The sequence below is a fragment of the Vitiosangium sp. GDMCC 1.1324 genome (assembly GCF_003044305.1).
Taxonomy (GTDB): domain Bacteria; phylum Myxococcota; class Myxococcia; order Myxococcales; family Myxococcaceae; genus Archangium.
The window spans coordinates 85,848-99,886 of sequence record NZ_PZOX01000013.1; the positions used below are offsets into that span (position 1 = coordinate 85,848).

General features: G+C 64.8%; 12 protein-coding genes. 8 read left to right on the forward strand and 4 right to left on the reverse strand.

What is annotated here, in order from left to right:
- Window positions 1-52 precede the first annotated feature (52 nt).
- Window positions 53-508, reverse strand: a complete 456-nt coding sequence (locus DAT35_RS32450) for a MarR family winged helix-turn-helix transcriptional regulator (protein WP_108072337.1) — start codon at window positions 506-508, stop codon at window positions 53-55.
- A gap of 128 nt (window positions 509-636) precedes the next feature.
- On the opposite strand from DAT35_RS32450, the gene DAT35_RS32455 reads away from it, so the two are divergent.
- The 7 genes from DAT35_RS32455 to DAT35_RS32485 all read left to right on the forward strand — a co-directional run bounded on the left by DAT35_RS32455 (window position 637) and on the right by DAT35_RS32485 (window position 8,680).
- Window positions 637-1,512, forward strand: a complete 876-nt coding sequence (locus tag DAT35_RS32455) for an NAD(P)H-binding protein (RefSeq protein WP_108072340.1) — start codon at window positions 637-639, stop codon at window positions 1,510-1,512.
- A 405-nt stretch (window positions 1,513-1,917) separates the two neighbouring features.
- Window positions 1,918-2,823, forward strand: coding sequence for a hypothetical protein (locus DAT35_RS32460; RefSeq protein WP_108072344.1), 906 nt, complete (start codon window positions 1,918-1,920; stop codon window positions 2,821-2,823).
- Window positions 2,824-2,871: 48 nt separating this feature from the next.
- Window positions 2,872-3,213 carry a hypothetical protein gene (locus tag DAT35_RS32465; RefSeq protein WP_108072347.1) on the forward strand — a complete coding sequence of 114 codons (342 nt, stop codon included), beginning with the start codon at window positions 2,872-2,874 and terminating at the stop codon, window positions 3,211-3,213.
- Between the two features lie 779 nt (window positions 3,214-3,992).
- Window positions 3,993-4,340: a hypothetical protein gene (locus tag DAT35_RS32470; RefSeq protein WP_146209981.1), complete on the forward strand. Its 348-nt coding sequence runs from the start codon at window positions 3,993-3,995 to the stop codon at window positions 4,338-4,340.
- A 534-nt stretch (window positions 4,341-4,874) separates the two neighbouring features.
- On the forward strand, window positions 4,875-5,339 hold the full coding sequence (locus tag DAT35_RS32475) for an Imm26 family immunity protein (RefSeq protein WP_108072353.1): 465 nt from the start codon (window positions 4,875-4,877) through the stop codon (window positions 5,337-5,339).
- Window positions 5,340-5,362: 23 nt separating this feature from the next.
- Window positions 5,363-5,818: an Imm26 family immunity protein gene (locus tag DAT35_RS32480; RefSeq protein ID WP_108072356.1), complete on the forward strand. Its 456-nt coding sequence runs from the start codon at window positions 5,363-5,365 to the stop codon at window positions 5,816-5,818.
- A 246-nt stretch (window positions 5,819-6,064) separates the two neighbouring features.
- Window positions 6,065-8,680: an ATP-binding protein gene (locus DAT35_RS32485; protein ID WP_108072360.1), complete on the forward strand. Its 2,616-nt coding sequence runs from the start codon at window positions 6,065-6,067 to the stop codon at window positions 8,678-8,680.
- Between the two features lie 18 nt (window positions 8,681-8,698).
- Here DAT35_RS32485 and DAT35_RS32490 read toward each other — a convergent pair whose 3' ends face one another.
- Both DAT35_RS32490 and DAT35_RS32495 read right to left on the reverse strand, forming a co-directional pair.
- On the reverse strand, window positions 8,699-10,579 hold the full coding sequence (locus DAT35_RS32490; RefSeq protein WP_108072362.1) for a LodA/GoxA family CTQ-dependent oxidase: 1,881 nt from the start codon (window positions 10,577-10,579) through the stop codon (window positions 8,699-8,701).
- A 16-nt stretch (window positions 10,580-10,595) separates the two neighbouring features.
- On the reverse strand, window positions 10,596-12,440 hold the full coding sequence (locus tag DAT35_RS32495) for a hypothetical protein (RefSeq protein WP_158501985.1): 1,845 nt from the start codon (window positions 12,438-12,440) through the stop codon (window positions 10,596-10,598).
- Window positions 12,441-12,988: 548 nt separating this feature from the next.
- Between DAT35_RS32495 and DAT35_RS58370 the strand changes: the two genes are divergently transcribed.
- On the forward strand, window positions 12,989-13,528 hold the full coding sequence (locus tag DAT35_RS58370) for a hypothetical protein (RefSeq protein ID WP_146209983.1): 540 nt from the start codon (window positions 12,989-12,991) through the stop codon (window positions 13,526-13,528).
- A gap of 119 nt (window positions 13,529-13,647) precedes the next feature.
- Here DAT35_RS58370 and DAT35_RS32500 read toward each other — a convergent pair whose 3' ends face one another.
- Window positions 13,648-13,929 (reverse strand): hypothetical protein, encoded by a 282-nt coding sequence (locus DAT35_RS32500; RefSeq protein WP_108072366.1) that lies wholly within the window; start codon window positions 13,927-13,929, stop codon window positions 13,648-13,650.
- Window positions 13,930-14,039 lie beyond the last annotated feature (110 nt).

The window sequence follows — 14,039 nt, forward strand, 5'->3', positions numbered from 1 at the left end:
CCTCCACTCACGTGGCCGCCCTGCCGCTTCATCACCGTCAGGCTCGGGAGCCTCAGGGGATGTCCGAGTCGACGGAGTCGATAGGCCCGCTCAGCAGGGCGCTCGCCGACCGGTGGATCTTTGCCAGCGCGCTCATGAGGTGTTCACGCTCGGCCTCGGTGAGGTCCGCGGTAATCTTCTCCTCGATGAGCCGTCGTTCCGCCTCGATGGGCTCCTGCAGTGCCCGCCCCGCGTCGGTGAGCCAGAGCCGGACGAGACGGTTGTCCTGATCGTCGCGGCGCCGGGTGAGGAGCCCGGTCGCGGCCATCCGCGTAGCCATCTTGACGACGGTGGGCGTGGTGACGTTCAGCGTGGAGGCGATCTCTCCGGGCGTTCTACCGTCTCGTTCCCACAACACCGCGAGCAGGTGGTTCTGCCCGAGGTGCAACCCGTGGCGCCGCATGGCCGCGTCGACCAGGGCCCGGAGCACCTTCGTGGTCTTGCTGTGCAGGTCCAGGAACTTGGGCATCGCGGCCTCTCAGTGTGCTGCAAAATCGGCCACTTGGGCCGCCGAAAGATCGATTGACGGCTAATCATTTGCCGGCTAGTAGTTATCCCACCCCAATCACTAGACGGCTAACGATTGGAGGGAGCCCCATGAAACTGGTCACCGGAGCCACCGGAAACATCGGCCGCGAGCTCGCCCACGAGCTCGACAAGAGGGACGCCAGGTTCCGCGTCCTCGTCCGCAACCTCGAGCGCGCCGCGGGACTGCCCGAACGGGCCGAGCGCGTCATCGGAGACCTGGGCGCTCCCGGGACGCTGACGGCCGCCTTCGACGGCGTCGACAAGCTGTTCCTGCTCACGCCAGGTATCGGCACCGACTTCACCGCCCACGCCGTCGCCGCCGCCAAGGCCGCCGGGGTGCGCCACATCGTGCACCTGTCCTCTTTCAACGTCCTTGGCGACCCGATGCCCGCCATGGGCCGCTGGCACCACGAGCGCGAGGAAATCATCCGCGCCTCCGGCATCCCCGCCACGTTCCTGCGGCCCGGCGGATTCATGACCAATGCCCTCGACTGGGTGTCCACCATCCGCGATGGAGGTTTCGTCCTCGACCCGGTCGGCCCGGGCCGCTACGCGCCGATCGACCCCGCGGACATCGCCGCCGTCGCCGCCCTCGCCCTGCTCGAGGACGGCCACCAAGGCAAGGAGTACGTCCTCACCGGCGACGAGGCGTTCACCGTCACCGAGCTGGTCCGGCTCATCGCTGAGACGATCGGCCACGACATCGAGGTCCGCGAGGCAACCACACAGGCGGAGGCCGTCGGGTCCCGGTTCCCCAACGGTGCGCCCAAGGCGCTCGCCGACGCCATCACGGAGGGCTTCACGCGCATGCGCGCCGACACCGTCGGGTTGCGTACCGACACCGTGGAGCGGCTGCTCGGACGCAAGCCACGGACTTTCGCGGACTGGTGCGAGCGCAACGCCAACGCATTCCAGCGGCCAGCACCCCCTGACCGGGCGCATTGAGCTGGCATTGACGCCCAGGGTCCGGGCCCGATGACAACAGTCACCACCTTGGCCTGGGGCCTGGTGACAGCAGTCACCATTTTGCCTGTCAAAGGGGCGGCCCCCAGAGGGAGCGCGGTCGCCCCCAGGCCTGGCACATCCGGTGCAATCAGGGTTCGCAGGCACCCTCCTCCGGAAGCTCACATGTTCAAAGCCAGGTTTCCATCCTTCAAGTCTCCGTCCGTATCGACGCGCTCGCCTTCCGCCGATAGCCCTCAGCGGCCCGGAGCGTCCGCACCTCCCGTGCAGAGCAGGACCCCGACGGCACCTTCGCGGAGTCCCCACCTCCAGGATTCCTTTGGCCAGCAGCCCCGGGCATTGCCGAGAGGGGTCCCGAGCCCCGCCAATCCGTCCTTGTGGTCCAGGATGTCTCCAGGGAACCTGTTCACATCCCCCACGAAGCAGCAGATCAAGCAGGATGTCACCACCCTGCACAACACGCCGGGTGGCTTCCCCGCCTCCAACTCCCTCTACCACGCCACCTCGTCGGCCGCGTGGGATGGAATGAGCAAGACGGGAGGACTGGCTCCCCCCACGATGCTCAACCAGCAGGGCATCGTGCGCAAGACGGGCGAGGGAGACCAGTACAGCGCGCAGGCGGGCGAGAAGAACTTCATCAGCTTTGGCCAGGGAGCACAGGGCCTGGGCACGTCCCGCGCCTATTTCCAGCAGACGGCGAACTCGGCCAGCTACAGCCCCCACCTCTACTCGGATACTCAGCTCAAGACCGAGATCGATCAGTCGAAGAAGCTGCTCGCCAACTGGAACGCCCCCGAGGGCAAGGCGTATGGCGACCTGGTGGACAGGCCTCGAGTGGAGGCGCGCCTGCGGCATCTGGAGGCGGAACAGAGCCTGCGCACGAACCTGCCCGGGCGGGAGACGCCCTACCCCATGATGTTCGACTTCAATGGCGACAAGTTGAGCGCAAAGCCCATGGGCATGGGGCCGGGAGAGGTCGCCGTGCACGGTCCCGCCATGTTCCAGGACAACCTCCAGCGAGTGTTCGTCCCGGCGAACAAGGTCTCGGACATGCAGTCCCGCCTGAACACGACGTTGGGCGCCAACCACCCGGTGCAGGTGCTCTCCTTCGAGGGCCAGACGAAGTTCCTCGAGCAGCAGCGGCAGTCCCTGGGACGCACGTCCAACAATCCGGCCCACCTCGCCCTGCGGGCGGATGAGACCGTCTCGAGCAACCTCAACGCCAATGAGGTCAAGCGCAACTATTTCTACAACATGGCCGGGAACGACATGGGCGTGCCGACCATTTCGTAGTGCCCCCCGCTGCACGCCTTCCTCTTTCCTTCGCTAGGAGACTTCTCCATGTCCACCCTTCTCGCCATTCCCAAAGCCAGTGAATCCTACCCCCGGGGCGCGCCCTCGGAGATCAGCGTGGCGCCAGGCGGCACGCTCGAGGTGAAGTGCGACGACGACGTCCTCTATGACTGGGTGACGACCCTGCTGGCCGAGCGCCTGTTCGTGCAGGGCCTGGGGTTTGGCAGGTTGAAGCGCGACGCCAGGGGCCAGCTCACCCGGGACCCGGAAACGCACAAGTTCCAGGTCGAGGGCTACGTGGACCTGGCCCAACCCGCTCGGGAAATCCTCGGGGCCATCCGAGACAACCTGGAGGCGACCGAGCAGTTCGAGCTGTCTTGGAAGGATTGACCGCACGGCCTGTCCGTCCAATGTGTGCGGCGGACAGGCCGTTCCCCAAACAGGTGCGGAGAAGGCGAGCATGGCGTCCCAGGCAGCGGCCAGCAAGGAGCCGATGCAGGAGCGGACGCCGCGAGTGGACCAGGTAGAGCTGCTGAAGAGAACGTTCGACTTCAGTTCCCTGGGCTTCGACATCCCCTGAGGGATGAACTCCATGCAGTTCCTCGCCCCGGTACTGGCGCGTTCGCTGTCCCTTGGTTGACTCGGCCGCACGGCCTCCCTGTAATCCCGCGTGGGCTCCTCGCGAGCGGAGCCCATGCCAGGAGGTGCTGGGTGCCACGAGGGGTAGCTCTGCTGACATGCATGTTGCTTGTGGGATGTAGCAGCGCCCCCCGGAACGTTCGCCCTACCACTGGACAGACAAGGTACTGCGTCTACGCCCCGAGCAGCGACTTTGAGCAGGCAGAACAAGGTGGAGCATCCGCCGCCGTGCCTGCGCCGGGGGCGTGTGTCTGCTGGAGATGAATCGCTTCTCCGCCGGCCCGGCGTGCGCCTCATGGGGTACCCGTCAGCGGTCCTCACCTCCCGCTCTGCTCCTGCACGCTACCCCCAACAGGGCTCCTGTCCTTCCTATACGTACGAGTAGCATGAATCCACACCCCGCCACGGCTTGTTGATCTCCCTCTCGACACGAGCACGACGGCGGCGTATCAACACACACTCTCACCGTCGGCTCCGGCGAAAAAGATTTGCCGGGACGTGCTCCAGACGATGGGGTTCATCTCGTTGGCATGAACTTCGAAAAGATTGGCGACGGAATTCAGGTCCTTGAACATCCTCGCGGGGGATTTGTGCTTCGAGTGCGCACTGAGGCGATGCTCGAGCTGATGCCCGTGTTTGAGGCGGAACAGTCTTACAGCAACGGTCCAGCGTGGGGCGCTCTGATAGAGTACATCATTTCAAGCGACCCGCGAATGTCGAACTACGAGATGGACGCTGAAGGTCTCGCGTGGAGCGAAACTCGCAATCCACTGGACCGACTCCGCTCAATCCTGCTTGAGGCAGCCGTGGACCCGCAGAAGCTCCGGAGACTCATCCGAGACGGCCGCGCTGCTGGATTCGGCTCTGGCGATCTCTAACAAAGAGACCGGGACACAGTGCTCCCGCCCAAACGAAGTCACGCGGGGAATGGTCCAGACGATGGGGTCCACCTCATAGAGTCGAGCCCTCTGTGGATAGGAGCAATGCCATGAGGTACTGCGTGTCATGCAAGGTGGCTCTCCTGCTCTGCATGTTTCTTGTGGGGTGTAGTGGCGCTACCCAGAGCGTCCGTCACGCCACGGACCAGCAAGATCGCTGTGTTTATGTCCCGCGCCGTTACTTTGCGCCGGGGGCGCTGGCTGAAGCGCTTCACTCAGCTCGCAGTGGCCTGAAAGTAGTGCCCGTGGCGGCAACGCTGGGGGCCTCGCCTGCGGCGCCGCTGGCTCCATCCTCGTCAGCTCCGCTTGAGGGGCTTTCTGGCGAGGGCTTGGGTGATGGCATACCCCGTGGCGTGCTCCGGGTCGTGCAATGCCATCCGCGGTGTGGCGAAAGACAATCCGTGGGGCAGGCGGTTTCACGACGCCGCCACGGGGCGCTGGGGTCAGCGTTATCCTTACACGGGACATTAGGAAATGAAGAAAAAAGCATATATATATAAACCGGGGATGTTTCTGAGATTTCGCCTCGCCGACGGTTCCTTCGGCTATGGGAGGATGCTTGAGCCTCCAATTGATGCCTTCTACGAGTACAGGACAGAAAGGCCTGACGCGGATCTTGACCGGATCGCATCCAAGCCCATCCTCTTCAAGATAGGTGTCCGCCATTTGGACTTGGATTCGTGGGAGATCATCGGGTGGAGAGAGCTTGAGGAGCCGCTGACTCAACCGATTGTCGCATTCAGGCAGGACATATTGGACTTTCGTCGCTGCACGCTCTTCGACTCGGCCGGTAATTCGAGGAGTGCCGAGCCCCACGAGTGTATCGGGCTGGAGCGAATGGCTGTTTGGGAGCAGCATGCAGTCGAGGAACGCCTGCTCGACACTTTCATGGGGCGGCCCAATGACACGGTGGAGCACCTGAAAGTACGCCTGAAATAGGCGGGGCATTCGAAATGACGCGAATGCCGAGATTTTGTAAGCCAGGGACGTTCTTGAGAATTCCCCTCGTCGACGGTTCCTTCGGCTACGGGAGGGTTCTTGAGCTTCCATTTGATGCCTTCTACGAGTACAGGACCGAGAGTCCTGATTCAGACCTTGATCGGATTGCATCCAAGCCCATCCTTTTCAGGATTGCTGTCCGTCACTTGGAGCCGAACTCGTGGGAGAGCATCGGGCGGAGAGAGATTGAAGAACGTCTGACTCAACCCATCATTCAATTCCACATGGAGGTGGGACCGTTCCGCCGCTGCACGATCTTCGACAGCATTGGCAATGAAAGAGAGGCGTCCCCCCAAGAATGCATTGGGCTTGAGCCATCGGCTGTTTGGGAGTCTCACGGTGTCGAGGAACGTCTGCTCGATGCCTTCATGGGGCGGCCCAACGACAGTTTAGTGCGCATGTGGAAGGAATTGGAGTAGCAGAGTGCCTCGCGACAATCTCCTCGAGTGAAGGAGCTGACACGTCAAGCGGAGCCATCGACACAGTCCCGTGCGAACGCGGGGAATCTCGGTGTAGCTGCGGAGCATCAACCGCACCGTCCCCTCCGCCACGGAAGACTCCGATGACCCCCCTTGCGGAGGGGAGGAGCAGGGGTCTGCTTGAATCGGGGCACAGGACGGGCGGGCGGAGTGTTATCCCCTGGAGAGGAATTCTCTCCCGTGCCGATGCGCGAACGCCCAGTCGCGGATTCTTCCCCGGCCTGGTTGCCTGAGGCCAGGATTGGTCTGTCGTATCCGTTGCAAGCCAGGCTGGAAGACAGGCCCTCGCGCCTCTGGCTCGTCGCCGTCTCTCCCATCGGCCGCTATGGGCTCGCCGTCCTGAGCACGCTGGCGGCGGCGGTCGTCCAGTCCATCCTCGAAAGCCACATCTACCCCACTCCCTTCCTCATGTTCTTCGGGGCGGTGATGCTGTCGGGCTGGTGGGGTGGTTGGGGACCTGCCCTGCTCTCCATCGCGATATCGTCGGCGGGTTCCGCCTTCATCTCCCTGCCTCCCATCGGGTCGCTCGAGGTCCGGCATGGCAACGTGTTGTCTCTCGCCATCTTCGTCGTGATCTGCCTGTGTGTGACCCGGTTGAACGTCATGCTGCGGCGGACGAGCGCCGAGCGGGCCGCTCTCCTGCAGCGTGAGCGAGCGGCACGGAGAGCGGCAGAGGCGGAACGGGCTCGCCTGCATGACCTGTTCATGCATGCGCCCGCGTTCATCTCCCTGTTCCAGGGCCCGGACCACGTCTTCATCCTGTCCAACCCCCCGAACAGCGTGGCCCTGGGCCATCGCGAATTGCTGGGCAGACCCTTCCGCGAGGCCGTTCCCGAAGCGGAGCGCCAGGGGCTCGTTGCTCTCCTCGATCGCGTCTACACCACCGGTGAGGCCGTCGTCGCCAACGAGTTTCCCTTGACGCTCACCCAGGCAGATGGCTCGGAACGAGCGTTCTTCTTCAACATCGTCTACCAGCCCACCCGGGACACCACTGGGAAGATAGACGGCATCGTCACGTTCGGTTTCGACGTCACGGACCTCGTTCATGCACGTGAGCAGCAGGCGGCGCTGGCCGCCGAGCTCAAGCGAGGAGAGGAGCGTTACCGCGCCTTCGTCAGCCAGAGCACCGAGGGCATCTTCCGCGCCGAGATGGCTCGACCCCTCCCCATCCACCTGCCTCGGGACCAGCAGGTCGAGCGCCTGCTCCACTCGGCGTCCATCGCGGAGAGCAACGATGCCATGGCGCGGATGTACGGCTTCACCCGCGCCGAGGAGCTCACGGGCACCGGACTGGAGCGGCTGCTCGTGCGCGAGGCGGCGTGCAACACCGAGCTCCTGCGGGCCTTCGTCCAGAGTGGATATCGGCTGGAAAACGCGGAGTCCCAGCAGCTCGACCGCCATGGCCATCCCAAGCTGTTCCTCCACAACCTCGTCGGCATCGTCGAGGCGAAGCGCCTCATCAGTATCTGGGGCACCCAGCGAGACGTGACGGAGCAGCGGCGTACCGAGGAGGAGCTCAAACACACGGAGGCGAACGCGCGCTTCCTCGCCGAGGCGAGCGCCATGCTGGTTTCTTCCCTGGACGACGAAGAGGCCACCCTGCGGAACGTGGCGCGGCTCGCCGTCCCCACGCTCGCGGACTGGACCCTGGTGGACGTGGCCCGAGCGGATGGAACGTTCAAGCGGATGGAGGTGGCCTTCGCGGCTCCCGAGGACGCCGAAGTCGCTCGGGAGTTGCGGCGCTTCGGGCTTGCGCCGGAAGGCAACCCGGAGCACCCGGCCACCCGCGCGCTGCTCCGCAGGGAGCCAGTCCTCATCGAGAACCTCACCCCCGAAATCATCCGGACGCGCGCCCACTCCGAGGAGCACGCGTGGGTGATGCTCGCGACCCATGCCCACTCCCTCCTCTCCGTGCCCCTGGTGGCGAGGGAGCGTGTCTTCGGGGTGATCAGCTTCCTGAGGTCCCGCCCCGGACAACACTACACGGCGACGGAACTTTCCCTCCTGGAGGAGCTCGCGCGCCGCATCGCGCTCTCTTTGGAGAACGCGAGGCTCTACCAGGAGGCCCGGGCGGCCATCCACCTGCGAGACGAGTTCCTCTCCGTCGCCAGCCATGAGCTGAAGACGCCTCTCACTCCGCTGAACCTGAAGCTGCAGATGCTCGCGCGTGAGGCGCGGCGGCAGCCGGAGTCGCCCTGCCGGCGCATCGTGGAGGACTACGTCGCCATCGGCTCGAAGCAGGTGAAGAAGCTGTCCGAGCTGGTGAGTGACCTGCTCGACGTGTCCCGGATCGCCGGGGGACGGCTCCGGGTGGAGTTCGAGGAGGTGGACCTGGGCCCACTCATCCGGGAGGTCGTCGCACGCCATGAACCCGAGGCGGCGCGGGTGGGTTCATCCCTCGTGCTCGAGGCCGAGGAGTCCCTGGTGGGATGCTGGGACCGGCTCCGTCTGGAGCAGGTCATCACCAACCTCGTCGACAACGCCATCAAGTACGGAGCGGGGACGCCCGTCCACGTCCACCTGTATGCGAACGCCGGCCAGGTGCACCTGGACGTGAGGGACGAGGGCATTGGCATCGCGCCAGAGTACCAGTCGAGAATCTTCGACCGCTTCGGGCGCGCCGTGTCCGAGCGTCACTATGGCGGACTGGGACTGGGGCTCTACATCACGCGCACCATCGTCGAGGCGATGAGCGGGAGCATCCGGGTCGAGAGCATGCCCGGCCAGGGCGCCACCTTCAGGGTGGTGCTCCCCCTTCGGCCGCTGGAGGTGGCTTCGAGTCCGCATTGCGGGCTCTCGTGACAGCGATTCAAGCGATGGCTAGGAGGCCTTGGCGGTCCCGGTCCCCGCGGAGGCAACCGCTGTCGGGGCGCTGCGCTCCTGGGTCTCGAAATAGGCGGCGCCCTCGTTGATGACGAAGCCCAGCTGCCACCAGTTCTTTTGCATCTGGATGTACATGGCCATCTCGACGGCGCTGGTGCCTTCGGGCGCGCTGTTCTTGATCTCCGGCTTCTTCGCATCGACCTCGGCGACCGCATCCAGGGAGCGCGTCCAGGGAACCATCTGGAGGTCTCCCTTCTTCGCGTAGACGTCATCCGGACGGTGCGCGGCCCACCACATGTGGTACATGCCATCGCCCTGGAAGCTGTCCTTCTTGAAGGACTTGGGGTCGAAGAACTGCTTCTTGCACTGGTAGAAGTCCGCCTGCCAGGGCAGCGCCATCTGCTGGGAGAAGAACCCCGGGCCAATGGCGAGCTTCGCCGCGGTGGGGAACACCGTGCCCGAGTGCTTGATGCGGAAGGGCACCGCGTACAGCTCGGGCTGGCGCACCAGCCAGCTGCAATCGATGCCAGGGAAGAAGGGGCCACCCACGCTGTTCTCCAGCGCAGCCCGATCCAGCCCTCCCGGGCTGATGTCCGGGTCGATGGCACGGGCCTTCGCCGCGTCCCAGTCCTCCTCGAACTGGCCCTCGGACCAGCGCTTGAGCAGCGCGTACTGCACCCGCGTGAGGGTCATGAAGTAGCCCTTCTGCATGCCTACGTCGGGAGCCTCGTCCCTGTAGCCATCGCCCAGCCCCTTGGGCATCAGCAGGGGCTCGAGGGTGGCGCTGAACGGATCCCTCAGGTAGTTGAAGATCGTCTTGCGCAGGCGCTGTCCCTTGACCGAGGCCACCGAGCCGAGATCCTGCTCCACGCCCGCGAGGGTGGCATGGAAGGCCTTGGAGGCCTCGGGGTTGTGGACATGGCGGTGCCCCAGGGCCCGCTCGAGGATGGGAAACACTTCCAACCGGAAGGAGGGCTTGTACGTCTGGAAGGAATGGGTCGCCGTGTTCCAGTCCGCGCGCTGCTGCTTGAGCCGGACAAACAAGCCCTTGTCAAAGAAACCATCGCTGGCGGGAAGCGGCACCTCCTTGGAGCGCACCGCCACGTCCCACATGGTATCGAACAGGCGCACGACGTTGCCCACCGCGGGCCCGAAATCCGGCGGCGCCACCAGCAGCCAGGCCCCCTCGGAGCCCTCCAGCTTCGCCGTCAGGGTCTTGCCGCCCTCCGTGTAGGTGATCTCCGCGCTCACGGGTCCGTCCGACATGTCGTCGAACCAGTGATCATTGTTCACGTAGTCGTCGATGAGCTTGCCCTGCGCGGTCTTGCTGGCCTGACCGAGCCCGCCCAGCACGAGCAGGCGGCCCTTCTCATCCGTGCGCAGCTCGCCCAGGGTGGAGATGGGGATGTTGGTATTGGGGTTGGTGAGGGGCACGGACGGCTTGCTCTGGCCCGAGATGGACTTGAGCCCGGGGTCGATGACGAGCAGCCGCTCGCGCTCGGCCGCGCCCTGGACCTGCGCGTTGCGCGTCCCCTTCCAAACGCCGTTCGCGCCATCCTGTCCATCGAACTTGAAGAAGGCGGCCTTGCGGTTGGCCAGATGGACATTCCATTTGATGCCGGTGACGTCGAAGCTGCCCGCGGTGACTTCCCGCAGAGGGGACTTCACGCCGTTCTGCACCGTGTATTCGAAGATGCGGAAGCGCGCCGCCTGCCGCTTGACGCGGCCCTGGCTGTCCTTGAAGGGCAGGAACTTCTTCTGGGCGAGGTCGAAGTTGGGCGGCTGGTTGGGGTGCTCCGGACCGATGAAGAACTCGTCCGGGGAATTGCCGACGCGGGCAATGCCTACGGCGGGGTGGATGCGAAAGAAACGGGCCATGGTATGTACCTCGGAGTCAGTGGGTCTGCGTGTACAGCTTCTCGATGAGTTCGATCATCCGCTTCTTGTCATTGGCACTCATCTCCCGGTCCACGGGCATCTTGAAGCCAATGATTTTCGCCTGCGTGGGATTGGGCTCGAGCCGGTCGAGGATGGGGCTGCTCTGATCCGCGACCATGTCCTTGCTGAAGATGTCGTAGCGGACGGCGCCGTGGCAGCGGTAGCAATACTTGTTCATCAGGCCGAGCAGCTCCTTGTCGTCGGCGCTCGATGTCCAGTTCAGGGGAGCCGAGGTGGGCTTGCGGTCCTTCTTGAGTGGATGGCCCGTGTTGAAGAAGGTGATGGCGCGCTTGACGAGGTCCGGCTGCGGCGCCACCGAGGTCTTGTGGATGTCCAACCACTTGTTGGTCGCGACGAGGTGGAACCCCTTGGGGTTCACGCGCTTCTGCATGTCCGCGACCTCCTGGTTGAGCTGGCGCAGCACGCCGAAGGCCTCGGCGTACCGGGCCGACGTGACGTCCTTGCCCGCGTCGAAGAGCGCGGGAGGCGCATCGGACTTGTTCAGGGCGGGGAAGTCGCCATCCTTGAGGCGATCCAACCAATGGTCGGTGTCGAGGTGGTTGAGCACGGCCTGGCCGCGCAGCGAGCCATGGCAGGTGTCACACCCGTTGGGGACGAAGTAGGGAGCGGCGCCCGGGAGCGAGCCGGCATCGAAGAAGGCGTCGAGCTTGTAGGAGAGCTTGTAGCCGTCGTCCGAACGCCCGAAGTCCATCCAGTAGATGCTGTTGAGCTCCGCGTTCAGGCATGCCTTCTGACCGGCCTCGCATTGGGTGAGCAGGGCCACCTGCGTGTTGGCGGAGCCATTCTTCGCCGACAGGGGCACGTTGGTGCCACCAAAGGGGCTGTGGACGGGCGGACTGGTAAAGTGGTTGAAGAGGATCCACGCGCTCTCCACGAAGTGCTTCCGCGCCTCGGAACCGGGGCGGGACTTCAGGCGCACCAGCCGGCGCCAGCCGACCTTGCGCTGCGCGGGAGCGACGCTGAAATCGACAATCTTGGGCGCGAAGAAGCGGGAGACGAGGATGTCTCCACTCGAAATGCCATTCTGCACGACGACGGTCCACTGGGCCGCGGGAGATTTCCGGGCGTCGACGACATGGAACCCGGCCGTGTCGGGATTCTTGGAGGTGGGCGAGCAGTCCCTGCACCGGGCCAGGTACTTGCCCGTGTCCGCCTTGAAGGCGACCTTCCCGTTGGGAAGGAGCTCCGGGGTGAACTGAGCGGGAATGGGGGGTGCGGTACCCGTATCAGAGATGGTCGCGAAGTCCGTGATAGTGGCTTGCGCGATGCATCCGTTGCACCGGGTCATGTACTTGCCCGTGTCCGCCTTGAGGGCGATCTTGCCATTGCCCGCGTTCACCACCTCGAAGAGGGTGAAGGACCCGGCATTCGCGCTCGTGGCGTGGACGGTCACGGTGTCCGCCAGGGGTGGGGTCGTCACGGTTTGCTGGCAGCCCGAGCAGCGAGCCAGGAACGAGCCCGTGTCCGCCTTGAGCGCGACCTTGCTGCCCACGGGCAGCGCCTGCGCGAGGGTCGCCGCCCCCTCCATCAACGACTCGGGCGTGGCGAATTCAACATCTTCGGGGGTGAGCTCCTTGTACCCGAGGTAGCTCAACAGGTCCTTGAAGGTCGCCTGCGTCTCGATCGTCGCGGGCGTGAGGACTCCGAGCTTCTTGGAGAGCTCCTTGTAGTACCTGGACGCCTCCTCCGGGCTGCCATTGTTGAGGGCGCTCGCCTGTGGATCGGGGGTGGCGGGGAGGGCGGACTGGGGGGCGGTGCTCTGGGCGAAGCCGGGCAACACCTGCAGTGCCCCCCACAAGACGCCGAAGGCAAGAAGGGAACGTCGACGGGAACGCGAGAAAGGGACCGCGAACATGTTCACCCTGGGTTGGTTCCTGCTTGTGCAAACACGACCCGGGGAACCCCATCTCCTTCGAACCGACAGGACGCAGCCGGACACGGTGCGCGGCCCCCCGGTGCGATGGTTCAGCAACAACCATGCCTTTCACGGGATGCGCCCCATGGGCCTGCGGCCAACGGCTTCGACACATCCACCCGCGCCGTTGACGCGTCAGCCCGTCCTTTTGATGTGTCAGACAACGCGGCTGACACGTCAGGAACCGCCGCGGCGGACCCCAGACAGGCGGGTTTGCTCGGAACAACTCGACCCCGCCGACCGGGTCCATGCGCCCGGCCCAATCCACTGGCGACGTCGGTTCATTCGTCGCTCGGCCTCCCTGCACCAGCCCGCCGCCCACCCAGAGGGCTCCCATTCGCTGCTTGATGGGCTGTGTTCTCCATGTCATATGGGAGCCACGGGCACTGCCCTCGACACAAGGAATCCACACCATGAAAACCATTCAGCATGCATTTGTAGGCACGCTTCTTTGTTTCACGTTCATTGCATCCGGTTGTGGGGTTTCGTCTGACGCGAAGCCCGAGCTCACGACCACGCAGGAGAGCCTGGACTCCTGCACGTGCATCAATGGATTCATGCCGGGCGACCCCTGTGTGACTGGTACCGATTGCATGTCTGGCTATTGCGCCTCCAATCACGTCTGTGGCATCCCGATTGATCCGGCGGATACCTATTGCGGCTTCACGGCCACGGGCACCGATTTCAATAAGTACACCTGCTGCCCCAGCGGCTGGGTCCTGGGAACCAGCTGCGAGCAGCCCACCACCTGTATGTGCACGGGCGGTTTCACGCCGGGCCAGCCCTGCGCGATTGGTTCCGATTGCGCGTCTGGCTATTGCGCCCCCACCCACGTCTGTGGCGTCCCGGTTGATCCGGCGGATACCCATTGCGGCTTCACGGCCACGGGCACCGATTTCAACGCGTACACCTGCTGCTCCAGCGGTTGGGTCCCGGGAACCACCTGCCCGTGAGCGGGCGTTCCGAACGCCATCGCTAGCGGAAGCGGGTTCGCGAACCCGCTTCCGCTCCCAGGTCCGAGTGGTCGCTCAAGCAGCGGGAGGCTTGCCACTCGGGTTGTACAGGCGGGGGACTACGGCCATTGCACTCGCACGGGAGTGGAGCGGTCGCCAATGGTGCCGTCGCCCAGCTGGCCCTCGGAGTTGTGACCCCAGGCCCAGAGGGCGCCGTCCTGGGTGAGTGCCAGCGAGTGATGGTAGCCCGCCGCCAGGGCCGAGACCTGGGTGAGCACCTGCACGAGCGTGGGACGGGAGGTGGTGGAGCCATCCCCCAACGCTCCGTAGAAGTTGCTGCCCCACGCCCAGAGCGTGCCGTCCTGCTTGAGCGCCAGCGTGTGGTAGTAGCCCACCGCCACGAGGGTGCGGCACGGCCGTCTCCCATATCTCAGGATACCGCACTCCGCTATCGCCGGAGTCTCGCGACTGCGCGTGCAGCTCCGCCAATGCCTGACGCCTGCGCTGGACG

Coding starts and splice junctions, on each gene's coding strand:
- DAT35_RS32470 (WP_146209981.1), top strand. CDS start 3,993: ATGAACTTCGAAAAGATTGGCGACGGAATTCAGGTCCTTGAACATCCT.
- DAT35_RS32485 (WP_108072360.1), top strand. CDS start 6,065: ATGCGCGAACGCCCAGTCGCGGATTCTTCCCCGGCCTGGTTGCCTGAG.
- DAT35_RS32475 (WP_108072353.1), top strand. CDS start 4,875: ATGAAGAAAAAAGCATATATATATAAACCGGGGATGTTTCTGAGATTT.
- DAT35_RS32490 (WP_108072362.1), bottom strand. CDS start 10,579: ATGGCCCGTTTCTTTCGCATCCACCCCGCCGTAGGCATTGCCCGCGTC.
- DAT35_RS32460 (WP_108072344.1), top strand. CDS start 1,918: ATGTCTCCAGGGAACCTGTTCACATCCCCCACGAAGCAGCAGATCAAG.
- DAT35_RS58370 (WP_146209983.1), top strand. CDS start 12,989: ATGAAAACCATTCAGCATGCATTTGTAGGCACGCTTCTTTGTTTCACG.
- DAT35_RS32455 (WP_108072340.1), top strand. CDS start 637: ATGAAACTGGTCACCGGAGCCACCGGAAACATCGGCCGCGAGCTCGCC.
- DAT35_RS32480 (WP_108072356.1), top strand. CDS start 5,363: ATGCCGAGATTTTGTAAGCCAGGGACGTTCTTGAGAATTCCCCTCGTC.
- DAT35_RS32450 (WP_108072337.1), bottom strand. CDS start 508: ATGCCCAAGTTCCTGGACCTGCACAGCAAGACCACGAAGGTGCTCCGG.
- DAT35_RS32465 (WP_108072347.1), top strand. CDS start 2,872: ATGTCCACCCTTCTCGCCATTCCCAAAGCCAGTGAATCCTACCCCCGG.